The organism is Vibrio methylphosphonaticus (assembly GCF_023634655.1).
In the GTDB taxonomy this organism is placed as follows: domain Bacteria; phylum Pseudomonadota; class Gammaproteobacteria; order Enterobacterales; family Vibrionaceae; genus Vibrio; species Vibrio methylphosphonaticus.
In genome coordinates this window covers 125,480-151,351 of the sequence record NZ_JAMKMS010000011.1, presented here as the reverse complement: position 1 = coordinate 151,351, position 25,872 = coordinate 125,480, and the positions used below count along the sequence as shown (strand labels likewise).

The window sequence follows — 25,872 nt, the reverse complement described above, 5'->3', positions numbered from 1 at the left end:
GATTGAATAGGTTGGCGATCCTGTCCTCTTCATGTTTTTAAGTGCTCACTTTTCTTAGAGAAGTGAGCTTTGTTTAGTGACCATAAAAACAAGGAGAAGGCGATGAAAGCCATTAGTGTGAAAAAGTCTTTTAAGACGTGGCGTCGCCCAGTTGTAAGCAGTGTTGTTGTAAGAAGTGTTCTAGCGGGGTTATACGGCGCCTCGGTGATGACCCCGGTTCATGCGGTGCAAGGACCCGGCTTAGGTAATCTAAGTTATGGTTCATCTGAAGCATTTACTCATGTCTCGAGTCCGCTTGTCGATGATACCACCAACTTTTTGCCACCTGATTACCCTGGACGAAAACATTATGGTGTCAACGTTATGACCATGCTTAATGGTTATATGGTGGGTGTGTTCGCTCCTGATAGTGGTGGTGGTCCTGGCGGTTGGATTGCACTTGATGTTTCTAATCCCAAATCTATGCAGTTAGTAAAAACGGTTTATGAGCCAGATTTAGCTAATTTGGATCGTACTGGTGATGGATTAAGAACGGCAGAGTTTCGCGAACCTCATTCGTTTGGTTTAGGTGAAAACAATACGATCGCTATTCAGACGGGTAAGGGTATTGAAATCTGGGATTGGTCTGATGTTGCTAACCCAATTCGCTTGTCAAAGCTTGCGATATCAGGGGTGAACTTTGGTGATTATAACAATGTGTCGTGGCAACTTTTCTGGCAAGCACCTTACCTTTATATCGCTCGTGGTAATGCTGGACTCAGTATCGTTGACACCAGCGACATGAGTAATCCCACATTAGTTAAAACGGTCGCAAACTCTGAACTGGGTGGCTTTAATATCGGACCATTGTTTGCGTTGGGTAACCGTATGTTTATCTCAAGCATGGAAGGGACGGCGGGTTTCTCTATGCTGAATATCGATGATCCAGTCAATCCAACGTTAGTGAAGACGGTGAATCGGCTTCCTGAAAAATACTATGCGTCCTGTTGGGATGGGAAATACGCCTATTTTGGTGCTCGAAGCACCAATGATGCATTGCGCGTTTATGATACGACCACCAACCCAATGAGTTTGGTTAACGAAAAGCTTACTGGCTTTGAAAACCTTTACTGCAACGTGCAAGACAATAAGTTGTTTCTGGGTAATCAAGACGACATCGCGGTGTTAGACGTTAGTGATATCAACAACATTCGCGAGCTAGGGCGAAGTTCTCTTAATGCAACGAGCAGTAACACAGACCATGGGCAAGTGTTTCCATTTGGTAACCTAGTCTGGGTGGGGAATGACCATGGGTCGGGAAGTGGGCTGATTGCTCATCAAAGTACCGCCGACCAGGTGCCGCCTTATATTTCTGCGGCCAACCCAGCGATTGATTCGACCTTGCAACCACTATCAACCCGGATTGGTGTCGCATTGTCAGACAGTGTGCTAATGGAATCAGTCAACAGTCGCTCATTTACCGTAACAAAAATTGGTAGTGTGACACCACTTCAAGGCCAATACAGCACCAACTTAGGTTTTGTTCACTTCACACCATCGCAAAGCCTAGAGGCGGATAGCATTTATGAAGTTGTGCTTGAAGGGATCGAAGACTTTGCTGGAAATCCGATGGCGCGCACTGAGTATCGATTTGCTACAGGCTCTCAAGTAGGGCATGACGTTTCGGTGTCGGCGAACGATAAAGTGACGTTAGGCAGTAGCGTGAGTGTTTCCGCCTCAACCGTCCCTTTGCTAGGTGGCACTGTAGAGTATTCGTGGAACTTTGGTGATGGAGGAAGCTCGACGCCGTTCTCTGTGAGTGGAAATGCCGATTATGTGTATGGTCAGCCGAATCATTGGTCGGCAGTTGTGACGATCAAAGAAACCACGGTTGATGGGGTATTTGAAAGTAGCAAATCGGTGCCGATTACGGTGTATCGAGAGCCAACCGCTACCTCACCTACTGCCTCCTCTACTATTGTTGAGTCGGTAGGCCAAGTTGTGATGGTCAATGAAGATAATGACACGATAAGTGCGATCAGTAATGTGGCGCCTTATGCTAAGTTGTGGGAAACCGCAGTGGGTGATCAGCCAAGAACCTTGGCGGTAGCACCTAATGGCAATCTCTGGGTGGTGAATCAAGTAGACGCTACGATTTCTATCGTGACTAGCGCCGGGCTATTTGTCGAAAATATTGCTCTGCCACGAGGCTCACAACCCTATGGTATTGCATTCTCCCCAGATGGAAGCAACGCTTTTGTTTCTCTTCAAGCGAGTGGCCAACTGGTTAAAATTGACCCAAGTTCGAAAAGTATCGTGGCGACGGCTGAGGTGGGGCGTAGCGCTCGTGGATTAGCGATAGACAGTGCTTCTTCTCGGGTTTTAGTGACCCGCTTTATTTCTCCGCAATCTAATGCTGAAGTGGTTGCTGTTGATGCCTCAACAATGACCGTTGACCAGAGTTACCTCATTAGCAAAGATACCACCACGGTTGATGGGCCAGACAGAAGCCGAGGCATTGCGAACTACCTAGGTTCGGTAGCGATCTCGCCTGATGGCTACAGTGCTTGGTTACCATCCAACAAAGCTAACGTCGATCGCGGTGCGTATCTTGAGGGGGATGATGCGAAAGCGTTAACCTTTGAGACGACGGTAAGAGCGGTCGTGAATCGACTCGATCTTAATACGAATACAGTGATGGCGAATGCGCTTGATATCGATGACCGAGCGCAACCCAAAGCTGCTGTGTTTAGTGATATTGGCGATTTGGTTTTTATTGCTGTTGAAGGTCAAAATAGTATTGAAATTCGTAATACCTTCAATTTGAATCGAGCGGGGGAGATCTTCGATACCGGGCTTGCACCACGAGGGTTGTTGTTGTCTGGTTCAACATTATTTGTCCATAACTTTATGTCGAGAACGGTGTCTGTCCACGATGTCACCACATTCCTTTCTGACCGCGGTGATATCTCAACACTCGCCCAGGTTTCGGTTGTGGCTAATGAAGCGTTACACCCAAGAGTCTTACGCGGGAAGCAAATATTCTACAACGCCGCCGATGCCAGAATGACGCAAGATGGCTATATTTCTTGCGCAAGTTGTCATGCTGATGGCGATAGCGATCATCGGGTTTGGGACTTCACGGACCGAGGTGAAGGGCTAAGAAATACTATCTCATTATTAGGCAAAACAGGGACAGGCAACGGCCGAGTTCATTGGACTGCTAATTTCGATGAAATTCAAGATTTTGAAAACGATATTCGTTATGCCTTTGGCGGGCGGGGCTTTATGGTAGATGCTTTATTTAATCTGTCGGAAAGTCCATTAGGCGTATCTAAATCGGGAAAAAGTGAAGACTTAGATAACCTGGCTTTCTATGTGAGTAGCTTAAATCAATTTCCGAAAAGTCCGCATCGAGAATCGTCTGGTTCATTGACAGCGGAAGCGTTGACTGGTGAAGCATTGTTTAGTTCGAAAAGTTGCGATAGCTGTCACTCTGGCGTGTATTTTATCGACATGCAGCGACATGATGTTGGCACCATTGAAGCGTCATCAGGGCAAGGCATCAATGCCCCATTAGCTGGAGTTGGCTTTGATACTCCAAGTCTTATTGGGCTTTGGAGTAGTGCGCCGTACTTCCATAACGGACAGGCTGCGACACTCGATGATGTATTACAAATTGGGGCTCAGCATAGCGTAGCTGATAGTACCGAGAGAGCGGCACTGGTTGCGTATCTTGAGCAAATCGAATACGAAGGTCCAGATATTGTTGTTCCAGAGCCGCCTCAGGCTACGACTTACACTTATCTCAGTGATCTAATCGAAACGACATCAAGCAATGGTTGGGGACCTGTTGAGAAAGACAGTAGTGTGGGAGAAGAGTTAGCAGGAGATGGGCAACCAATCTCTATTGGAGGCAGTGAATTTGAAAAAGGCCTTGGCGTTCACGCTCACTCGGAAATTACCTATAGTCTGACGGGCAGCAATTACGATCAGTTTACGGCCTTTATTGGCGTTGATGATGAGACTGGTAGTTCAGGTTCTGTTGTATTTGAGGTCTGGTTGGATGGTGTGATGGCCTATCAAAGTAGTATTTTACGAGGCAGTGATGTCGCCGAGTACGTAGCGGTAAACATAAGCAATAGCGCGCAAGAGCTAAAGCTTGTGGTAAGCGATGCGGGTGATGGTGTAGGTAGTGATCACGGTTCTTGGGGCGATGCAAAACTGCGTACGCCGAGTGATGGCTCTACCGCCGCCGTTCCTGGTCTTTTCTATGGCACCCTTTCGGGCAATATTAATGAAACTGATGCCAACCCCAAAACGGTTATTACGACCAGTTTGAGTGAGACGGAAGACACTATTGTAGGCAATACAACAGAGGTTTATACCGGCTATATCTACGACGCTGATGGTCTGATTTCGTTTAGTGAGAATAACGATGACAAGACGCGTCTATGGATAGATGGTCAATTAGTATTAAGTAGCGATCTATGGAGTGACAGAGTATCGACGACTAACCTTAATCTCTCTCCAGGGTGGCATCAGTTTGAACTCAGATTGAGTAACGGGAGTGGAGGGAGTGGGCCTCATAATGGTTTTGCCTTTGCGTATGATCCTGATGGTGGAACCAATTGGCTTCATCCATCGGATAATGGCTCTGGTCACTTATTTATGACAGAAGACCCAGGCAGTAATTCAACACCGTCAACATTGGTTTATTTAAGTGACCTCCAAGAGGACTCGTCGACTAACGGTTGGGGAGCTATTGAAAAAGATATGAGTAATGGAGAGCAAGCAATTCAGGACGGAACGACAATCTCAATTGACGGGCAAAGCTTTGCTAAAGGGCTTGGTGTTCATGCCAACGCTATCATTAGTTATACCTTGTCTGCAGGTCAGTACAGTCGTTTCTCTGCAAATATTGGCATTGATGATGGAGTGGGTAATAAAGGCTCGGTAGTGTTCCAAGTGGAATTGGATGGTGTGTTGTATTATCAGAGCGCAACCTTAACGGGAATGGATGGGGTCGAGGTAGTGTCTATTGATATCCCACCAGGCACGACGTCACTGACTCTCAAAGTAAATGATGCGGGTGATGGCAACGGACATGATCATGCGAGTTGGGGGAACGCCGCACTCCTTCAAAACTAAATTCAGTAGGGCTTACTTAGGTAAGCCTTTTTTTATTCTAAATGTGATAATACTTGATTGAAGAACGTGTTAAGTTGCACTTACGTGATAAAAGCAATAGGCTATCCAGAGCATATTGGCTACCCTCTCAAGGAAGAATTCAGTTTTATGGCAACTTCTAATTCGGCAAGCTCTGATTCGGAAAGTACAACTAAAGGTTCGACTTTAGACCGTGTGCTGCAAGTTATCGCTATAGTGGCGAGTTGTCGTGGTCAACTGAACAGAGAATCGATAGCAGAGCAGCTTTCTATGCCAATTGCTTCTGCCAACAAACTGATCAATCAGCTTATTTCATTAGGTCACCTGCAAGAAAACATCATCGGTAGAGTGATTGCGGGCCCCAACCTCCAATCGCTGTCTCATGATATTTTAAAGAATCAGCGTTTTTCTGAGCAGCGCACAGTGGTGCTGCAAGGTTTATCTGACCGTATCGGTGAAACGTGCGGAATTTCAGTGCCTAATGGCATAGAGATGATTTATTTCGAGCGCGTGAATTGCAACTGGCCGTTGCAAATTAACTTGGCAGAAGGCAGCTTAGCACCGATTGCGGCGTCAGCCTCTGGCAAACTGTATCTTTCATCGCTTGATAGTACAATTCGAGAAAACGTTGTACAGCATATGGGATTAACAGAATACACGCCGCAAACCATCACTAATGAAGGTCTCTTTCTTGAAGAACTCGCGCGTATTTCTGAACAGGGATTTGGTGAAGATAATGAAGAGTTTGTTGATGGCATGGTTGCGATATCGGTACCCATTGGCTCTGATGAGCTTAGTTTTGGTTACTTATTTTGCCACGCCCCGAGCTTTCGTACTTCGTTAGAGAAGTTAAAAACCTATCTACCAGAATTGCAGTCTTCGGCCAAAGAGATTTTAGATTTTACGTTAGCGGAGCTAAAGCGAGATCAAGCGTAACGTCGCTGACGTTTATCTTTTCTGCTTGGGTTCTAGTGCTTAGTGCTTAGTGCTTATTATTTAGTACTTTGTACTCAGTGAGTCCGATCTAAGCAGCACAGTTTAATCCTGCCTACTTAATTAATCTTTGCGATCAGCCGACAGTTTCATATCTTGATAAACGGCTTCTAAGCTCTGTTGCGCGATACGTAAAATGGGTAAGTAGTTTTCAAGCTCAGTGACGCTCTTACGGCTTTTCGGGCAATGACAGAATAATGCAGCCATAAAATTGCCTAATTGATCGTAAAGCGGCAGTGCAATAGCGACCATGCCATCAATAAATTCTTCATCATCAACACTGTAACCACGTCGTTGAATTGCATTGAGCTCTTTTTTAAGACTCTGGTTATCGACAATGGTGTTTTTCGCGCATTGAGAGAGCTCTAACTTACTTAAAACGCGGCGAAGTTGTGGCGGTGTAAGCGTACTCAAAAATAACTTACCACTTGCCGATGCCCAAAGTGGTGTCGGAAAACCAACAGGGATAACGATTTGCAGTGGCCAGTTGGTTTGAATGCGATCGTAATACACCATATGTGGGCTAGGATCGTCATTGGCAAGCGCGAGACCGCAGGTTTCTTCAAGTTTACGTGATAGACCGTGCAGGATAGCTTGGCGTTGTAACTTGTGTTGGTTGGTCAATCTTACATCTAGAGCAATCGACAGCATTTGTGAGCCGGGATAGAAATGACCACGTTCATCCAGTTGAACGTAATTGGCTTCTTCAAGCTGTTGAAGTAATCGATGGCAAGTTGGCTTTGGAATGCCAGATTCAAAAATGATATCAGAGGCTGCAATCGGGCTCTTGGCTTCACCAATACGCTCAATAACGTTGATAAGACGATCAACTGAATTTACTTTTTCTGACACCTTTATTTCCTTTTAATGGCGAGCCCTAAGATCACATCTGGCAATAATGCGTAACGGTGTGGGCAGAAGCGCTTTATAGTCCCAGAGTCTTCAACGACTTTCAACTGGTTAACGGTTCAATAGCGTGTTTCAAATTGGGTAATGCGATCGAATTAATTAAATATTCCTCTCGACCAGTGGTTGGTGCATCCATCATCAGTAAGTGTCCTGATAAAGGGTATTTACTTATCTCTTGGTCGGTGAGTTCAAAGTTTGCGGTGGTGATGAATAAGGTGTTGAAATCGTCACCGCCGAACGTACAGCGAGTGGCGTGCTTGACCGGGAGGTTGATTTCGCCAACGGGTGTGGCAACACCGACCTGCTGAGCGTTAGCGGAATAATAAGAGATAATGCCACCGTCCCAGTGACAGACATAAAGGTTGCCTTGACGATCGACCGTCAGTCCGTCTGGATACCCTTGGTTTTCTTCAAACTCGACAAAAACTGCCTTGTCTAGAATTCGGCCCATGCTGTCATCTAATTGGTATTCATACACTTTCCGCTGAAACATGTTTGAACAGTAAACGCGCTTTAGTATTGGGTTGAATGCAATACCATTAGCAACACTAAATCCTGTGTCCATTTCTTTTGCCACACCGTCCGTCAATTGATAGAACTTTCCATCAGGCGCTTCAAGCTGTGCATGATTCATAGAACCAAACCATAAAGTACCGACTGGTGAGGTCACGGCATCGTTAAGGTGGAGGTGAGCGGCTGAGAAGCAGGGATCAATAATAGGGATGAATTTATCAAAGTTCATTGAGCAATAAAACAGCCCTTGCTTACTTGCGCAGACCCACCCATTGTCATCGCAACGCGCGATGGCGGTAATATCGAATGGCACACTAAATGTCGCGACGGTTGTGGTTTGGAGCGAGTATTCGTAGATCGCCTGACCCGCTGCTTCGACCCAAACCACACTATTTGTGTCAGGTTTCCATATGGGGGACTCACCGATAGTCGTTACAACGTTGTTTATCACCTGCATCACTCACGCCCCATAATTAATCTATATCGATACCAATTGTATCAATATATATTAATTGTGGGTTGTGGCAAGCTTGATGGAAGAATATGCGAAGCTGCGCAGAGCTGAGGAATGGAGTGCTAAGTGAATACGTGATAACAACGAAATAATGTGAATGGCTATGACGATATGCGTTGTCTACGCGGCGGGTAAGAGATCTCTCACAACGTTGTAATCCTAAGTGACGGCTTGAAGCGCGAAATGGGAAGGTGTTTTTCTATCTATTTGTTTTACCTTGTTTTATTTTTATGTGTGATTATGTAAATGGTATTTTTACAGCCTATTAACAAGTAAAGGACGCGGATTGTCGTTATTATATCTCTTGTCGACAGGATGACGACCACGGTGGAACAGGAATCGCTTAAGGATTGAGCCTCTTCAGGATGAAGAGATAGCTTTAAAAGGAAAAAAGCCAAGAAAGGAATTCGTAAAGGATATTGAAAGGAAGCAGTTCTACAAGGATTGGTAGCGCTCTAAGGAAGGCAGTGGAAACTTCTGGATGAAGTAATGGAATAGCATTGAAATGATGCAAAGGACACCGCTTAAGGATTGAGTGACGTAGGCTAACTTGGACAGTTGGTCGGTTAGGAAAACCAAATTGGACACCGCTAGGACGGCGATGAATGGAATAAGCTAACGGAGTTTAGCATTACTATCATGGACTGATGCAGGGAGCACCATTAAGTAGCTGGACTGCTGCAAGTAAAAGTTATGACCCCGATGACCGAAAGGTCTCGGGGTTTTTCTTTGTCTGCATACGGTAAATGTGTCCGAAGCCACGACGGATGTTAAATTTGTCTCGGAGTCCAAGCTAGTCTAGGACTCTAAGCGAGTCTCGAAACTTAAACCTCGCCTCGAAATTCAAACCTCGCCTCGAAACTTAGAACGACCCCCAAAGATAAAGTTAATCTCAAACGTAGAGGTTTAAGCGGTTTAGCTTGGAAATTTTGCAACGTGCGGATTGTTATTCCATCCAGAGAAAGTACGATAAGGATTAATCAAAGCGCCGACTCAATGAGATTAACTGATGCTCAACTATATCGAACCTGTATTCCGTCCACCTTCAGAGTGGAAGTCGTTGATCCTGCAAGTGACCAATGGGTGTAGCCATAATCGATGTACGTTCTGTGACATGTACACTCAGCCTCAGAAAAAATTTCGACCGAAAAAACTGGAAGAAATAGAACAAGAGCTGAAGACGATCGCCCAGTCCGGTGCTCGGGTTCACCGTGTATTTCTTGCCGATGGTGATGCTATGACATTGCCGTTCCATCGCTTGCAAGCGATCTGCCAACTTATCAACCAAATCCTTCCTCAGGTACAGCGTATTTCCAGTTATTGCTTACCACGCAACTTAACGAACAAGACGACTGAGCAGTTAGTTGAATTGCGGGCGTTAGGGCTGAGCTTAATGTACATCGGTTGTGAAAGTGGTGACGATGAAGTGTTACAGAAAGTACAAAAAGGAGAGACGTTTGACTCATCACTCGCTGCGCTTAACAAAATTAAAGCGGCGGGAATGAAAAGTTCTGTAATGATCTTGAATGGTCTGGGCGGTCCTACCTTGAGTAAGCAACATGCGTTGAACTCCGCCAAATTGATGAATGCGGCGCAACCAGACTACCTTTCAACCTTGGTGGTCTCCTTTCCATTAGGGGAGGAGCGTGTTGCTGCAGGCTTTGATGGTGAGTTTCGCCAACTGACGCAACCGGAACTGTTTAGTGAAATTCAGTTATTGCTCACGAATCTAACCTTAGAAAAGACGATTTTTCGTTCGGATCATGCGTCGAACTACTTGGTGTTGAAAGGCATTCTGGGGCGGGATAAGCAAGCGTTATTACAAAAAGTTGAGTTAGCCATTAATCACCCTGATCAGATCCCACTGCGTCAGGAATGGCAACGCGGTTTGTAGCCGAGAGAGTTTTTGTGACTGGTTCTGTACGCTTTTACACAGCCCTTTTTTAAGGGCTGTGTTGCGTTAAGATCGCTTTATATTTAGTTAATCTTCTGATTATTAAGCGTTAATTGGTTTTATTTCTGATGGTTGTCTTGTCAATTTTACAATTTGTTTTTGTAAAATTGACAGTGTGAAAATTTCGTTGTGAAATTGTTGCGTAAAAAGCGCTATGCTGTTTAACAAGCAATAACGAAGACGAAAGAGACAAGCGTTTAGGGTATTTGCTTAAGGTATTATCCATTAGCTTTGAAGGAATAGACTATGAATATGCAGACATTCGATAAAACAGAACAACATAACCCGCATAATTTTATCGCTGAAGCTGTGTTTGCCGTGGAAATGGTCAAATCCAATGAGCAGACGCAAAAGCAAATTAAAGCCAAACAACTTCTTGATACGTTATTCCCATTGGAAAGTGGCTCTCATGAAGATGTAGTAAGTTATGAAATTGATTACCGTCATGTACAGGCTTACTTTAAAAATGGTCAGCACAGCGGTTTAAAGCACGCGAAACGCTTCGTTGCCTATGCCGGTGATAAGTGCTCGCCAGACTCTATTTTACTTCGAGACGAAAGTGGTACCCATGTTGAAGTGACAATGGGTCGCCGTAAAGGAACAGGGTGCCTTGAATTAGTGGCCATTGACGATATTCAACTGGAAACCTGCACGACGTTTGGACAAGCGGAAGGGCATAACGGAACGGGACTTCGTCATTGGGTAAGCTTGGTTAAAGGGGATGAAAAATGCCGCCCGAAAGCCAGCAATGAAGACAAAGAATACACAGCGAAAAACGGTGAAGATTATACTCTAGGGTTTGCGTTCTCCTTTTAATATGCGCTGAGCAATGACAGTATTATTCGATAATGAGTCAGAGAATCTAATTCTCTGGCTCATTTTTGTATTCACTTTTACTCGCGATGTTGATTTTTTGTTGTCAAAGCGTTGAATGTGGCAGTTGGTGTGTAAAAAGTAGCCTTCATGTTTGGTTTTTACTTGTTGTTTCTCTTGATTTTTGGGTTTAAGACTCTGATTTAATGTTGCTTTTTTGGGTTTTGTCTTATTTTTGTTGAGACGGATGAAGTGAGTGGTTTTTGCGCGAATTTAAAAGTGAGTATCCGTTATTTTCCTAGAACCTCATAGATGTCAAAGGATTTAGTACAGGCCAAAGGCGATGTAGAGCCAATATGAAAGGTGGTAGTGTGGCGGCCACTCAAGCGGCTAAATGTCTTGTTAAGTCCCCTAATCACATCGACATGTCCGGCCATCTTCCTGTATTCTCGCACTTATTAGAAAACGCCGTGTTTGGCCCGTCATTGTCACCGTTTCAGGAACCACTATTGTGACCGATTATGTAACCATTGATATACCTTTTGAATCACGACATCAGTGTTGGTTTTGTGGCGAGCCTAGCAATGGGACGTTGCGATGCCCTCAGTCTATCAGTCATGTTTCATTACATGGTATTGAGCTGCCTGTGTGTACCGAGTGCGCATCCTTTGTTGATAAACGGTCCCAAATGACGATTTGGCCGCTTCGTCTGCACATTAAAGACCGCCTTCTTAATAAGTATGCGAAACATCTTGGTATCGGTGTGATTTGGACCAAGGAAGAACTGGAACAGTCGCAATTAGAAGGGGCGATTTTTGAAGGCTTTAGAACCAGCGCTTGGACAATGTATGAAATCGCGCGTCAACGGATCGATTTTCAAGGCTGGGCGCTAACGGTGGATGGTAATGCCGTTGAGTCATTGGATGATACCTTCTTTTTTGAGTTTCAAGGTACTCGGTTTTTAACTGTGGAGTCAGCTGTGGCTTACTATGTTAAATCTGAAGGGTTAGATGATGCATTGTTGTCAGGGTTGCTCGATATTGTTGGTAAGGATCAATTTGAATACGGTTTGCGAATTACACGGTTAAACCCAAGGCCGACAAAAAAACTAAGAAAGCAGTTACTACGTGAGGTAGAGCAGCAACGCAGAGAAACAGATAAAGTCGCAACGCTATCAAACTCGCGGGTGAATGACGTAGATATTAGCGCGATTCGACCGATTGTATTGAACAATACAGTGATTGAAGTGGAAGCCATCACATGGATGATGGCTCGAGCTATCTCGACACTTAATGAGCTGTCGCGCTTTGAAGATTGCTTTTTCGAAGAGCATGAACACTTAGGTGGCCCAAGAGCATTTCAGTTATTTGATGGCATTCAATTGTATTTACAGGCTCGTGAGGATCAAACTTGGGCTGAAAAATTAGACCCAAACCAGCTTCTTTGGTCTCAATTATACCGCTAGCGCTGGGTCTATGTCGTAAGCTAGTAATGCTTGCTCCAGCACGACCACTCATGAGCAACGATCGCCCCTAGCTAGCAGCCACACATTTTTTATAAGTACCAAACCAACCACTAAAAGTGCCAGTTACAACACCCCAATTGTTCTCCCCTATGACAAACCCATACATGTTAAGACCTGCCTTTTATGCGTGCCTTTTATAATATCTATGGCTATATTTATATTATCTATATATCACCTTGATATTTACAGAGAATTGACGTAGGGCCGTTTAGTCTCGAGTTTATTTTGCGTAAAGTTCACAGCCGAAAACGTTAACAACGATATGAAAGATATCGGGGAGTCAGTTCAGCCAATGCTAGCAACAATCTTAAGTTTTGATCGAGAAGGGGTAAGCGCCTCAGAGGTGGAGCGTTCACACCGAATGGCTGGTGTCTGGTGCTTTATTTATGCTGTTGCATGGGCACTTGTCTCTTACCAACTTGACCCTACCGTCCCTTATGATGCGATTGAAGCCTTAAACTGGGCCAGTAACGGGGAATGGGGTAGCCCAAATAACCCTTGGTTTGTGGGATTTTTTGCTCGCATCCTTTTAATGTCGACTTCTACAGAATTTGCCTCTGCATTTTGGTATGTGGGTCACTTTGGTGTCATCGCGTTAGGTATGCTGGGTTGCTACCGATTGGCGTTCAAGCTAACGGATTCTGTTGCGCTAGCGTGGTTGGGATTATTAACGCTTAACCTTTCTGGTGTCATTAACTTCGAGGCAATCCCTTATAACGATAATTACTTGTTGTTTGGGTCATGGTCATGGTTATTGTTGATGTTTACCAAAGCGGTGTATGAGAATCCAAAGTGGTGGGTACCATTTGGTATTCTTGCGGGTTGTTCTGCGATGGCGAAATACACTACTTTCGCACCGGTTGCGATGGTGTTTATTGTGAGTCTAGCAGTGCCAAGCGTGCGTAAAGCGTGGAAACAACCGATGTTTTACGCGGGCATTGCGGCGTTTATTGCTCTGGTACTGCCAAACTTTTTTTGGCTGTTTGCTAACAATTTCTCTTCACTAAAGTGGGTGAGTGGACAGGTATCAGCTCAGTTAAGCCCTGGTAGTTGGTTGGCGCTGCTTTCGGTATTTTATCCGTTTATTCTCCTTGCAGGTTTGCTTGGTAAGAACGCCTTTCGTTTTAAGTCATCCATCCCTGAGAAAGTATGGCTAAACACGTTTGTATTACTCGCACCTTTAATTGCGATTATGGGTTGGTTTACCTTCCATAAAGGTGGACGTTTGGTTGAGTGGTTACACCCATTCTTCATGCCTGCGCCTGCTGTGTTAGTGGCTTATCTGTCGACGCAAGTCCACGGTCAACTGCGCGGCGCGTTTAAGGTGCTGTCTGTGATGGCACTGGTGATTATTACTGGTTATGCATCGGTGATGATTTTTAACGTGAAGAATGCAGGGCAAGATTTTAGTGGTATTAAGACGCTGAGCAATCAAGCTAAGCAGTATTGGGATGAAAATAGTGACGCAGAGCTTACGTTAGTGGGCGGCAGTGAACTGTCTGAATGGCTGACGTTTTATATCGCATCCCATCCAAAAATGACGAATCAATGGAATAACGATACGTTGCCTAATGTGTATAACCGTTACATCACCGCAGACCAAATTCGTACTCAAGGTGTGTTGCTATTGGGCTACGCTGGTCAAGGTTGTCATGATGGTGCGTTTTCGCGATTCACGAATGAATGGCCTCAGTTTACGGTCGATGTTCAAAAAGAAGTGATATTTCAAGATTCACCACAAGAGCCAGAAGAGCCGATCTGTATTGGTGTGGTAAAGCCTCAGTAAATCGCCGTTATTAATCAATAGGCATGGAAATAAAAATGGCTCGTTTAAACAACGAGCCATTGTTGTATCTGAGGGTATCTGTGGGTACCTGTTGTTACTCGTTACGTTACTCGTTACGTTATTCGTTATGTGACTTACGCGACGCGGATCCCATCTAAGTGTTGTTGGCACTGCTGTCTGGCAGTGGAGAAAAAGGCTTGCAGGTAATGCTTGTCCTTTTCGCTGTGTCTAACTGCCGCATATAGCCTTCGCCATAGCCCATCACCCAGTGGTTTACTGGTAATCAAACCTTGTCTTGAAAACTCGCTTACCGCCCAATTAGGTAATGCCGCCACGCCAAGCCCGGCAGAGACCATCTGAATCAGCATTAAGGTATTGTCGGCTTGTTTCCATTTCTGTGGCTCAACACCTGCTGGGGTTAGAAAGTGCTTCACGATGTCGAGACGCTGTTTCTGTACCGGATAAGTCAGTAGAGTTTGGTCGGCGATGTCGAGAGGGTGAATGCAATCTTTTTCCGCTAATGGGTGAGAAATTGACGTGACTAGTCGCATTTCAAAATCAAACAGTGCTTCATAGTGCACTTCAGAACGGGGCTGAATATCGGAAGTGATGACGAGATCCAGTTCGCCAGCCACTAACGCTGGTAATGGTTCAAAGCCAAAGCCAGAAGAAAAATCCAACTCCACGTGGGGCCACGCAAGCTGATACTCCTTAAGCGCCGGCATGAGCCATTGAAAGCAAGAATGGCAATCAATCGCCATGTGTAACCGACCGTGAATGTCTTCTCTTAGCCCCGCCAACTCACCTTCTGCTTGCGCAAATCGAGGCAATATTTCATTGGCAAGTTTTAACAGAATCTCGCCTTCTGAGGTGAATTTTACAGGGCGGGTTTTCCGAATAAACAGCGGCGCACTGATCCGTGTTTCTAGATCTTTAAGCTGATGGGAGAGAGCAGACTGAGTCAGGTGTAGTGAGGTCGCTGTCGCGGTAAGCGACCCTGTGTCCCGTAATGTTGCTAATGTTTTTAGATGCTTAAGCTCTATCATGACTGTCCCTAATCTTTATCCCTATCGACTAACTTAACGCGAATTCTTCTTTAAGTAAACGTCTAGACGGCTATGAATTATTACTAAAGGTGTTGAAAATAATTCATAATCAAGGTGAATTAATTGGAGTTGTTTCATATTGGGCGGTGCGAGATAGTCTAGCCATCTGGACTGCTTAATAAGGAACATCATCATGACAACCACACATATTTTGGGTTACCCACGAGTTGGCGAGAAACGCGAACTGAAATTTGCACTTGAACAATACTGGAAAGGTGAGAGTGACGTAAAAGAACTGCAACAAGTGGCGGCGGGTATTCGTAAAAAGAATTGGGTACTCCAGCAAGATAATGCTTTGTCATTTACGACGGCTGGCGATTTTGCTTGGTATGACCATGTATTGGGAACAAGTTTACTGTTGGGGCATATTCCTAAGCGTCATCGAAATGGGTTCCCAGATCTGGATACGCTTTTTCGTGTCGGTAGAGGGCAATCACAAGCTAATTGTGATTGTTCGGGGGAAGCGGCGTCAGACATGACTAAATGGTTCAATACTAACTATCACTACATCGTGCCGGAATTTACAGCCGATGATAAGTTTGAATTGAGCTGGACACAGCTGTTTGATGAGATAAGCGAAGCGAAGCAGCAAGGTCATAACGTGAAACCCGTATTGCTTGGCCCATTGAGTTATCTGTACCTAGGTAAAGAAGTGGAAGAGGACTTTGACCGACTAACGTTGTTGCCAAGACTGCTCACCGCTTATCAAGCTATTTTCACTAAATTTGAAAAGTTGGGTGTGGAGTGGGTACAAATGGATGAACCTATTTTAGCGCTTGAGCTTGAACCTAAGTGGCGAGATAGTTTCAAACTGGCCTATCAAGTGATTCGTAGTGACGTGAAGGTCCTTCTGACCACCTACTTTGACTCTATTGTTGATGCGCTGCCCACCATTACCGAGCTGGAAGTGGATGGCTTACACATTGATTTAGCCGCCGCGCCTGAGCAACTTGATGACGTTGTGAAAGCACTACCAAGCCAATGGGTATTGTCGGCCGGTGCAATTAATGGGCGTAATGTTTGGCGTGCAAACCTGCATAGTAAACTCAATAGCTTACGTGGAGCGAAGCAGGATTTGGGCGAGCGCCTTTGGGTTGCCACCTCGTGTTCTTTGTTACACAGCCCTGTTGATTTGGCGCTTGAGACTCAGCTTCCAGAAGAAACTAAAAACTGGTTTGCGTTTGCTAAGCAAAAAGTGGCGGAAGTCAATTGGCTATCTAGAGCGTTAGAAGGGGATGAAAACGCCATTGAGTATTGCGCCCAATACAGCCAGCCAATTATCGATCGTGAGCTCTCAACTTGGGTGAATAAAGCGAATGTACAACAACGACTGGCGGGTTTACATGTCAGTGATGCTAACCGCAGCGCGGCTTATGCAGAGCGTGCTCATCACCAAAAAGAAGTACTTAACCTCCCATTGCTGCCAACGACGACAATTGGTTCCTTTCCTCAAACCAGTGAAGTGAGGCAAACTCGAGCCGCATTTAAGCGAGGTGCTATTACACCAGCCCAATATAAAACAGCGATTCAAGGGTTCATTCAAGACACTGTAAAGCGTCAAGAGGAGATAGGCTTAGACGTATTGGTTCATGGCGAAGCTGAACGCAATGATATGGTGGAATACTTTGCAGAAAATTTGTCTGGCTTCCAAACCACTCAATTTGGCTGGGTGCAGAGCTATGGTTCACGTTGTGTGAAACCCGCCATTGTCGTTGCTGATATTGAGCGTGAAGCACCAATGACCGTTGATTGGACGTGTTACGCGCAGTCGCTAACTGACAAACCGATGAAAGGCATGTTAACCGGGCCCGTCACCATCTTATGCTGGACGTTTCCCCGTGAAGATGTGACGAGAGAAACCATCACCAACCAGTTAGCGTTTGCTTTACAAGATGAAGTGTCTGATCTTCAAGCCGCTGGTATCAATATCATTCAAATTGATGAGCCAGCCATTCGTGAAGGGCTGCCGCTTAAAACGAGAGATCATGCCGAGTACCTAAACTGGGCGGTGAACGCTTTTAAAGTCTCGGCTGCCAGTGCGAAGCCTGAAACTCAAATTCACACACATATGTGCTACAGCGAGTTCAATGAAATTATTGACTCGGTCGCTGCATTGGATGCTGATGTGATTACTATTGAGACGTCTCGTTCGAATATGGAATTGCTCAATGCGTTTGAAGCTTTTAACTATCCCAATGAAATTGGCCCTGGTGTCTACGATATTCACTCACCTAACGTACCTGACGTAGAATGGATAGAGCAGTTGATTGAAAAAGCGGCGACCCGTATCCCGGTTGAGCGTTTATGGGTAAACCCAGATTGCGGGCTAAAAACGCGTAACTGGCAAGAAACAGAAGCGTCACTAAAGCATTTAGTCGAAGCCGCGAAGCGTTTACGTACAACACTGGCTTAGCCGGAGCGCAGTCAGTTTAGGTCGTAAAATTAAAAACGGCTTGCCGATGCAAGCCGTTTTTATTGGTATTTCAAAGACATTACGTGAGCGCAATAACGATTTGCTTGTTGAACCGCGCGCTAACCGTATTATTTTGCTGCAGGTTGAGCAGCAGACTTGGACGGTTGGTCACAATATTGTTTTGTCACCACTTGGTCGACCATCATCTGACCGCGAGTATTACGCATCATGATGCGATAAGTCAGCCCTAAGTCGAGGTTGGCTTTCACTTCTCGGTCGGTACAGTAAAAGTTCATGCTGTTATGCAATACTTCGTCAATAGGCTTAGCGCCTCGAGCATCCGTGTTGTATAGCATCATAATCTCAACCATGCCTTTATTAGCAGAAGCTTTCATGATGGAGAGAGGGCCATGCTCAATGGGCAAACCAGAAGATAAAATACTGGCTCGGCTTTGCGCGAGCATCTCCAATTGACGTTGCTCATCATCACCTTTGCTTGAACAGCCTACAAGAGAGGTAATGGCAGCAAGTGACAACCAAATAACGCGACTTTTCAAAAGAGATTTCATGATTTTAGAATACTTTTTTAAAAGGTTTTACGATGACGTTTTGATATACGCCAGCGTCAATATACGGGTCACTATCAGCCCATGCTTGTGCATCGGTTAAAGAGCTAAACTCTGCGATGACCGTTGAACCGGTAAAACCTGCATCGCCCGGGTTATCACTATCGATAGCTGGCATTGGACCTGCGGTCAGCAGGCGTCCTTCATCTTGAAGTTGTTGCAGCCTAGCGAGGTGTTGAGGACGAACGCTCATACGTTTCTCAAGTGAGTTCTCGACGTCTTGAGAAAAAATGACATACCACATATTTGGTTCCTTCAAATCTTTAAGTCGTGACAATGGTGCGGTTATATTGTTAGCGACTGGTCTCTCAGCCCATAAGGGCGAATACTTGAGTTGACTCATGCTAACGTACAGAAAAACAATAACACACGATACCTATGACTATACGATGTCACTTTTTAGCTGAAAAGTCATCGTTCACAGATGCTTAATTTGGATTAATTGGACGTGGCCTCCCATTTCCGTCAATAGCAACGTAATGAAACGTCCCTTCGCAGACTTGATAACGCTCACCAACCCCTTCTGTTGTCACAGGTTTAACCCAAACCTCCAGGTTAATAGACATCGATGTATTGCCGATTTTTGTGCACTCGCCGTAACAGCAAACGACATCACCCACTTTCACAGGGTGTTTAAAAGTGATGCCTGAAACCGAAACCGTGGCGATTCGACCGTGAGAGATTTCTTTCGCAAGAATACCGCCAGCTAAGTCGAGTTGAGACATGATCCAGCCACCAAAGATGTCGCCATTAGCGTTGGTATTTTCCGGCATTGCCAGCGTGCGGATGATTAACTGACCTTTAGGAGTGGTCGTAATTGTATTTGTCATGATAATAAGCTTCCAAAAAGCAAAACAGCGACCCTAAGGTCGCTGTAATTCAAATATGGTGCGGAGTATACAAAATCCGCACAATGAATCAAGACATGTGATCTTCATTCTCATCTTTGGCTGGTTTGCCGTCTTCGTCTTTTGGCATGTATTTGTAGATGTAGACACCCGTTACAACCGTAAAGCCGAGAGTTGCCGCTAATAGACCAAAGACTTTAAAGTTCACCCACACGTCGAGTGGAAACTCATAAGCAACATAAACGTTTAGGCCAGCACAAAACGAGAAGAACGCAACCCACGCCCAAGTGACCTTCGCCCAGACGTGCTCGGGTAAGGTGATTTCTTTGGCTAGCATGCCTTTAATGGCACTACGCCCAATGGCATGGCTTACTGCTAGGCCAATTGCAAAAATAGTGTATACGATGGTGACTTTCCATTTAATGAAATTGTCATCGTGTAAGAAGATAGTCATACCACCAAATACCGCCACCATCAAAAAGGTAATGACCTGCATTTTCTCTACTTTCTTGTAAAGGAAGTAGGTTAAGACAATTTGTACTGCAGTTGCAGCAATGAGTGCGCCTGTTGCGACATAGATGTCCTGCATTTTATACAGCACAAAGAAAATAATCAGAGGAATAAAATCAATAAGTTGCTTCATGTTTCTTGCAAACCCTGCAGTAATAATTGACGACAGTGTAACCAAAACTTCAAGAATACAAAACCATTTGAGACAATTAGAAACAATAACCTTCCTCAATAGTAAGTATTGTAGAGGTCATAGTATGTATTTTAGCAGTAAGAGTAAGGAAAGAAGGGTGTTCAAAGTGACCAATGGGCACTTTGAACAAATGGTGAGAGTAAGGTAAAACAATTGAGTAAAGATAAACGTTAGTTTGTTGTTACTGTTACTGATGCAATTGCAACTGCTACTGTGCAATCGGTTTTTTGAGCCCAGAGATAGACGCGTATTGCGGTGGGTTCAGATCTTGCGGTTTAATTTGCACCCGAGCATCACTCGCTCGACAGACGCCATCTGTATCCCCACCATTGCCGCGCACATATTTATGAAGACCAGCCAGCCCATCTTTGTAGTAAGAGTCTAGCTTACCTCTGTATCCGTAATAGGTGCATTTGTCATAGCCCCAACCATACATATAGTCCGCTAACGCTTGTGCAAAACTTCGGTTACCGTCAACCCATGATGCACTGTTGCAGTTATAGCACTTAATTTTGCCAGAAAAGGTTTTAGGCAGCCCATTCTCTTTTAAACGATCCACAACAAAACGGTGACCAACCGTCGTTCCCCAACATTTGGCCATCGCGATATGCTCAGTGCCTGGATAACCATGACCGCGAATGTAGATTTGGTCGTCATTGGCTATATTGACCAAATCAGCAATTTTTACGCCGGGTTTATACCACACTTGAATCGCTTCTTTATCCTTTTCAGTCCACAAATGTTGGATCCACTGATGATTCTTACGTCTCATTGGGCTGGTAGAGTAAGCGCCATTTTCGTCTTGATAATCACCATACTCTAACCATGCTCTAGCATCCGTTGTGGGCGTGGGCATGTAAAAAATAATCTTTCCCATAGTGTCCTCGACTTCCTTTTCTAAACATTCTGTTATCGACCGATGAAATACGTTTGAACTTAGATGAAGCATTTCAACGTAGTAAAGAGGTGCATTTTGATAACAGTGATTTGTTAACCATAGTAGAAGACTGGCAGGTTATGCGAATAGGACCGATGGCAACATTTAAATCTTTTGTGGAAGCGTTTGATTAATTTGAATTTTATTGAGTTTCTTGTAGAGGTTGGATGAGGTTTGTTCTTTATGTTTCATTGCTATATGCGACCTATGCCACGCAATGAGGCATGTCGATAGAGAATTCCCCATCGAGTATTCGTCGCCGTGGCTCCAATACTATCAATGTGGTGTGCGTAAACGGCTTCTATATCTTTCAAACTAGAGATAAATAGACGGTAAAAATCCGGACTTCTTGTATGCGGGAATAAGCTAGGTATTGAAATACGGCCAATTACCATGCCAATGTTGATCACACTAATGTGCGTTAATCGACATCTCTGATGTGTAACTTGGTTGATATTGTTCGCAAATGCAATTGCTGGTTAATTGACCGATCGCGTGGCTTGATATTATGCAGATCGCGTGATCGTCGATAGAAATGCCCCCTGGCGATATGAGAGCGTATGCCGCAAAGGAACGGTAAGGCGACAGGTATTGCAGATATACGATTTACTTTAAGGGCACAGATTTACTTTAAGGGAATAAAAGGAAGCTAACATGAAGACTAGAGGTTTTTCCATCATAGCGATGGTTCTTGCGCTAGCAGGCTGTCAAAGTATCCCCGTTATTTACCCTACTGCACATAAAGTTTTAGTGGTTGGAGATACGCTTGTTTACGATGGAATGATCACGGGGGAAGCGGTACTTGAGGCTCAGCGAGTCTTTCAAGATAGCAACAAGCCAATCAAAAAGCTAAAGATTACCAGTACTGGTGGCGATATGGCTGTGGGTATTGAGTTTGGTTATTTTATCAAAGAGCATAATCTCGACGTGGAAGTGAGTGAGTTATGTTTTTCTGCTTGTGCTAATTACATTTTACCAGCGGCAAAAAACGTGGTGATTAATACTAACTCGTTGATTGGCTGGCATGGTGGAACAAAGCAAGCTGATGAGCTTTGGGAGTTAAGTGTTCCTAAAAAAGATAGACCAGCATTTATGATTTACTTAAATCGCTTACGAGTTAAAGAAACCGCCTTTTTTGGCTATATCGGTGTCGATCAACAGATTACGTCGTATGGTCAAACGGTAAAAAGTAGTTGTCAAACTAAGCAAAAAACAGATGGCTGGTACTATTCTATCGAAGACCTAAATAAAATGGGCCTCAATAACATTACCGTCAAAGGCACAGGGCTTCTAAATGAAATAGAGTACAGGGATGATAGTGGACAGATGGATACTACTAACATCAAAAGTAACAAAATTACCTCTTGTTTACTTGATAGCGTGTTCCAGAGTTAGGGGCGCTTGTTTTGTACTTTTTGGCTAGGATTAAACAGACGAAGCCTGAATGGTCACTTCACTAAAATAAAAAGCCACTCAACAGGGAGTGGCTTTCAGCGCTAATGGGTAATTTACGCTTCTTGTTTCTTCAGTTCTATTTCTTTCTCTTTTTCTTCTTCAACAAGAGCATCAACGATAACCGCACACGCCGCGTCACCTGTGATGTTAAGTGCTGTACGAATCATATCGAAGATACGGTCAAGAGCGAATAGAAGCGGTAAGCCTTCAATTGGAATACCCGCAGCAAGTAATACGGCAACCACAAGGAACGATGGGCCAGGGACACCAGCTTGACCGACTGCACCTAGCGTTGATGTAACGATAATCGCTACATACGCACCCATTGATAAGTCAATGTTGAATAGCTGAGCAAAGAAGATAGCAACCAAACCGTAGTAAATCGCATTACCAGACATATTGATGGTTGCGCCAAGTGGCAGAACAAAAGAGGCGGTAGAGTTACGCACTCCTAGTTCTTTTTCACATGTTTCCATTGTTACTGGAAGTGTTGCCATTGAAGATGCTGTCGATAACGCGACTGCTTGTGGCTTCTTCATTACGCTCAGGAATTTCTTAGCCGATGTTTTAGTAAACACTTGGATAAGTAGTGGGTAAACCACAAAACCAAACACTAAAATCGCTGCGATATAAACCATGAACAGTTTGAATACGACCATCAAAGCACCAAAACCAAATGTACCTACTGCTTCAGCCATGAGACCGAATACGCCAATAGGAGCAATGATCATTACTTTGTTAATCATCCAAACCATAACATCAACGATGGCATTAACACCGTTTAGTAATGGGTCACGCTTCGTAACTTCGAGTTTTGATAAACCAATACCAAAGAATAAGCAGAAAACGAGAATTTGCAGGATGTTTGCTTCATTTAGTGATTGGAAAACGTTGGTTGGGATCATACCGGTTAGGGTCGCCCAAAAAGAAGGTAGGTCACCTTTTGAAGCGTACTCTGTCGAGAACATGCCTTCGATACCAGCAGTGTCAATATTGACCCCTGGTTCAAAAACCTCACCCATGAATAAAGCAAGCGCTACTGCAAGCGCGGACGTGAGGCCAAAAAAGGCCAACGTTGTCGCTCCAACTTTACCTGCGTTACTACTGTTACCTAGCCCTGCAGCACCAGAAATCAGTGCGACAGCAACTAGGGGAATGACCAGCATTTTAATTAGATTGATGAAAATGGTTCCGAGTGGCGCAAACATAGCTGCCGACTGACCCATCATTGCACCGATAACGGTACCAAGAATCATCGCGATGACGACTTGCACACCGATGTTTTTTATCATTGACTTATCTTTTAACACTTCCTTAACCTCTGTGCTGTTATATTGCAATACTCCAGAATAGTCTTCCATTAGAACGGGTAATGTTGGACTATTATTTCGAGTGTTTTTTTACACTTAATTAGCACTCTTAGCAACTGTTAGGAAACGAATAATGCCGAATAATGCACAAATTGAGTACCGAGCGGTCAATTATCCATCAAGGGCAAACGTTTGCGCTGTGTAATTGTTATTGGTTGGTGTGGTGGTATGGGTTTTCTGAATGGGTTGGCGGGGCGGGATGTAAAAAAAAGGTTGCACTTAAGTGCAACCTTTATGAACTGATAACAATTCGCTTAGTGTTGAGTGGCGGCTTTCATGGATGCAACAAATTCACTGAGTTCAGCAAGCATTTGTGTTGGGTTCTCGAGGTTACGTTCGATAGTTTTTACAACCGCTGAGCCTGAAATTGCACCTGCTGCGCCTGCGCTAAGCGCATCTTTGACTTGCTGCGGTTCAGAAATACCAAAGCCTAGCAATGATGGTGGCGCATTATGTTTGATCAGTTTGTCTAATTGCGTGGTCATCGGCATATTCGCTTTGGTTTCAGTACCGGTCACGCCCGCACGAGACAGTAGGTAGGTATAACCACCACCGAGCTCCGCTACTTGCTTAATTGTTTCTTCTGTCGCTGTTGGTGGCGCGATGAAGATAGGGTGTACGCCATGTTTATGCGCTGCTGCCACAAACTCATTGCTTTCGTTGGTTGGTACATCAGCAATAAGTACGGAGTCTACGCCAACCTCAGCACACTGTTGGTAGAATGCATCGACCCCTTTTGAATACACTAAGTTGGCGTACATAAGTAGGCCAATAGGCAGTTCCGGGTATTTACTGCGAATCTTTGCAATCAAATCAAAGCAGATTGGTGGCGTGGTTTTCGCCTCAAGTGCACGGATGTTCGCCCCTTGAATTGTCGGACCATCGGCTTGAGGGTCGGAAAATGGCATGCCTAACTCTAGTGCATCAGCTCCTGCATCCACTAGAGTTTCCATGATCTGTAAAGACAGCTCAGGGTTAGGATCACCAATGGTGACGAATGGGACAAACGCGCCTTGTTTTTTTTCTGCTAGGCGACGAAACATGTCTTGATAACGGTCCATTATAGCGCTCCTTTTTCTTTCAAAATGTCATGTACGGTAAAGATGTCTTTGTCTCCACGACCTGAAAGGTTTACCACGAGTAGCTGTTCTTTTTCTGGTTTGTCGTGTGCCATTTTCAGCGCATATGCGAGCGCGTGAGACGATTCTAGAGCAGGGATGATACCTTCTTGACGAGCAAGGATTTGGAAGGCGTCTAGGGCCTCGTCATCAGTAATTGCGCCATACTCAGCACGGCCAATGGCGTTTAAATGAGCGTGTTGCGGACCTACCGATGGGAAGTCAAGTCCTGCAGAAACTGAATAAGACTCTTCAATTTGGCCATGAGGATCCTGCATAAGTGGCGCTTTCATTCCAAAGAATATGCCCGTTGTACCATGTTTAAGCGGTGCACCATGTTGGTCGGTATCAATACCAAGTCCAGCAGGTTCTACACCGATAAGGCGTACCGATTCTTCTTCGATAAAATCAGCAAACATACCAATGGCATTTGAACCGCCACCGACACAGGCAATCACCGCGTCTGGCAAGCGACCTTCACGTGCCAAAATTTGATGTTTGGTTTCTTCACCAATCATGCGTTGAAATTCACGTACGATGGTTGGGAATGGATGCGGGCCTGCTGCTGTACCCAGTAGGTAGTGAGCGTCTTCGTAGCTGGCTGACCAATCACGCAGAGCTTCGTTACAGGCGTCTTTGAGCGTGGCAGAACCAGAGTGTACTGGAATCACTTCTGCGCCCATTAAACGCATACGGAATACGTTAGGGTTTTGACGCTCAACGTCTTTAGCACCCATATAAACACGGCATTTTAGTCCGAGTAGTGCACAGGCTAGGGCGGTGGCAACGCCATGTTGACCTGCGCCAGTTTCTGCAATGATCTCTTTTTTACCCATGCGTTTGGCAAGCAATGCTTGACCAAGTACTTGGTTGGTTTTATGTGCGCCACCGTGCAACAGATCTTCACGTTTTAGGTACAGTTTTGTTTTTGTCCCTTTCGTTAAGTTGCGGGTTAGCGTCAATGCCGTTGGGCGTCCCGCGTATTCTTGCAGCAGTCCCATGAATTCCGCCTGAAATTCGTCGTCCTGTTGTGCATCGATGAAAGCTTGTTCAAGTTGGTCAAGCGCAGGTACAAGAATTTGTGGTACAAACTGCCCACCATATTCGCCAAAATAGGCATCCAATTTCGCCATGGTTGTTT

General features: G+C 44.8%; 20 protein-coding genes. 9 read left to right on the top strand and 11 right to left on the bottom strand.

All coding sequences use genetic code 11. The features are described 5' to 3' along the window. The first annotated feature begins 102 nt into the window (after nt 1-102). Nucleotides 103-5,130, top strand: coding sequence for an NPCBM/NEW2 domain-containing protein (locus tag M9196_RS14420; RefSeq protein ID WP_250618224.1), 5,028 nt, complete (start codon nt 103-105; stop codon nt 5,128-5,130). A gap of 147 nt (nt 5,131-5,277) precedes the next feature. Further along, nucleotides 5,278-6,084: an IclR family transcriptional regulator gene (locus tag M9196_RS14415; protein ID WP_250618223.1), complete on the top strand. Its 807-nt coding sequence runs from the start codon at nt 5,278-5,280 to the stop codon at nt 6,082-6,084. Between the two features lie 120 nt (nt 6,085-6,204). Here the strand turns inward: M9196_RS14415 and M9196_RS23635 are convergent, their stop codons facing one another. Together M9196_RS23635 and M9196_RS14405 are read right to left on the bottom strand one after the other, a co-directional pair. Beyond that, a complete protein-coding gene (locus M9196_RS23635) occupies nt 6,205-6,993 on the bottom strand; it encodes an IclR family transcriptional regulator (protein WP_250618222.1) in 789 nt (262 codons plus the stop codon). Nucleotides 6,994-7,093: 100 nt separating this feature from the next. Continuing rightward, nucleotides 7,094-8,020 carry an SMP-30/gluconolactonase/LRE family protein gene (locus M9196_RS14405; protein WP_250618248.1) on the bottom strand — a complete coding sequence of 309 codons (927 nt, stop codon included), beginning with the start codon at nt 8,018-8,020 and terminating at the stop codon, nt 7,094-7,096. A 1,066-nt stretch (nt 8,021-9,086) separates the two neighbouring features. Between M9196_RS14405 and M9196_RS14400 the strand changes: the two genes are divergently transcribed. From M9196_RS14400 to M9196_RS14380, 5 genes are all read left to right on the top strand, one after another. Beyond that, the gene (locus tag M9196_RS14400) at nt 9,087-9,971 is read left to right on the top strand and encodes a radical SAM protein (protein WP_250618221.1); all 885 of its coding nucleotides are present in this window, start codon (nt 9,087-9,089) and stop codon (nt 9,969-9,971) included. 306 nt (nt 9,972-10,277) lie between these two features. Continuing rightward, entirely contained in the window at nt 10,278-10,847 is a 570-nt protein-coding gene (locus tag M9196_RS14395; protein WP_250618220.1) for an aldolase/citrate lyase/malate synthase family protein, read from the top strand. A 353-nt stretch (nt 10,848-11,200) separates the two neighbouring features. Continuing rightward, nucleotides 11,201-11,359, top strand: coding sequence for a hypothetical protein (locus tag M9196_RS14390; protein WP_250618219.1), 159 nt, complete (start codon nt 11,201-11,203; stop codon nt 11,357-11,359). Then, nucleotides 11,356-12,309, top strand: a complete 954-nt coding sequence (locus M9196_RS14385; protein ID WP_250618218.1) for a hypothetical protein — start codon at nt 11,356-11,358, stop codon at nt 12,307-12,309. Before M9196_RS14390 ends, M9196_RS14385 begins: the two co-directional genes overlap by 4 nt. A gap of 352 nt (nt 12,310-12,661) precedes the next feature. Further along, entirely contained in the window at nt 12,662-14,155 is a 1,494-nt protein-coding gene (locus tag M9196_RS14380; RefSeq protein ID WP_250618217.1) for an ArnT family glycosyltransferase, read from the top strand. A gap of 134 nt (nt 14,156-14,289) precedes the next feature. Here the strand turns inward: M9196_RS14380 and metR are convergent, their stop codons facing one another. After that, entirely contained in the window at nt 14,290-15,201 is a 912-nt protein-coding gene (metR, locus tag M9196_RS14375; protein ID WP_250618216.1) for an HTH-type transcriptional regulator MetR, read from the bottom strand. A 190-nt stretch (nt 15,202-15,391) separates the two neighbouring features. Between metR and metE the strand changes: the two genes are divergently transcribed. Next, nucleotides 15,392-17,674, top strand: a complete 2,283-nt coding sequence (gene metE, locus M9196_RS14370; protein ID WP_250618247.1) for a 5-methyltetrahydropteroyltriglutamate--homocysteine S-methyltransferase — start codon at nt 15,392-15,394, stop codon at nt 17,672-17,674. Nucleotides 17,675-17,802: 128 nt separating this feature from the next. Here metE and M9196_RS14365 read toward each other — a convergent pair whose 3' ends face one another. The 5 genes from M9196_RS14365 to M9196_RS14345 form a co-directional block, all read right to left on the bottom strand. Further along, on the bottom strand, nt 17,803-18,243 hold the full coding sequence (locus M9196_RS14365) for a GspS/AspS pilotin family protein (protein WP_250618215.1): 441 nt from the start codon (nt 18,241-18,243) through the stop codon (nt 17,803-17,805). A gap of 4 nt (nt 18,244-18,247) precedes the next feature. Next, complete coding sequence (locus M9196_RS14360; RefSeq protein ID WP_250618214.1) at nt 18,248-18,544, bottom strand: YciI family protein; 297 nt, start codon at nt 18,542-18,544, stop codon at nt 18,248-18,250. Between the two features lie 184 nt (nt 18,545-18,728). Beyond that, complete coding sequence (gene yciA, locus M9196_RS14355; protein WP_250618213.1) at nt 18,729-19,130, bottom strand: acyl-CoA thioester hydrolase YciA; 402 nt, start codon at nt 19,128-19,130, stop codon at nt 18,729-18,731. Between the two features lie 88 nt (nt 19,131-19,218). Then, entirely contained in the window at nt 19,219-19,791 is a 573-nt protein-coding gene (locus M9196_RS14350) for a septation protein A (RefSeq protein ID WP_250618212.1), read from the bottom strand. A 268-nt stretch (nt 19,792-20,059) separates the two neighbouring features. After that, the gene (locus M9196_RS14345) at nt 20,060-20,728 is read right to left on the bottom strand and encodes a hypothetical protein (RefSeq protein ID WP_250618211.1); all 669 of its coding nucleotides are present in this window, start codon (nt 20,726-20,728) and stop codon (nt 20,060-20,062) included. A 714-nt stretch (nt 20,729-21,442) separates the two neighbouring features. On the opposite strand from M9196_RS14345, the gene M9196_RS14340 reads away from it, so the two are divergent. After that, nucleotides 21,443-22,183 (top strand): hypothetical protein, encoded by a 741-nt coding sequence (locus tag M9196_RS14340; protein WP_250618210.1) that lies wholly within the window; start codon nt 21,443-21,445, stop codon nt 22,181-22,183. 113 nt (nt 22,184-22,296) lie between these two features. On the opposite strand, the gene M9196_RS14335 is transcribed toward M9196_RS14340, so the two are convergent. From M9196_RS14335 to trpB, 3 genes are all read right to left on the bottom strand, one after another. Next, on the bottom strand, nt 22,297-23,604 hold the full coding sequence (locus M9196_RS14335) for a dicarboxylate/amino acid:cation symporter (RefSeq protein ID WP_250618209.1): 1,308 nt from the start codon (nt 23,602-23,604) through the stop codon (nt 22,297-22,299). A 263-nt stretch (nt 23,605-23,867) separates the two neighbouring features. After that, nucleotides 23,868-24,674 carry a tryptophan synthase subunit alpha gene (trpA, locus tag M9196_RS14330; protein WP_250618208.1) on the bottom strand — a complete coding sequence of 269 codons (807 nt, stop codon included), beginning with the start codon at nt 24,672-24,674 and terminating at the stop codon, nt 23,868-23,870. Then, a complete protein-coding gene (trpB, locus tag M9196_RS14325) occupies nt 24,674-25,864 on the bottom strand; it encodes a tryptophan synthase subunit beta (RefSeq protein WP_250618207.1) in 1,191 nt (396 codons plus the stop codon). Before trpB ends, trpA begins: the two co-directional genes overlap by 1 nt. Nucleotides 25,865-25,872: the final 8 nt, after the last annotated feature.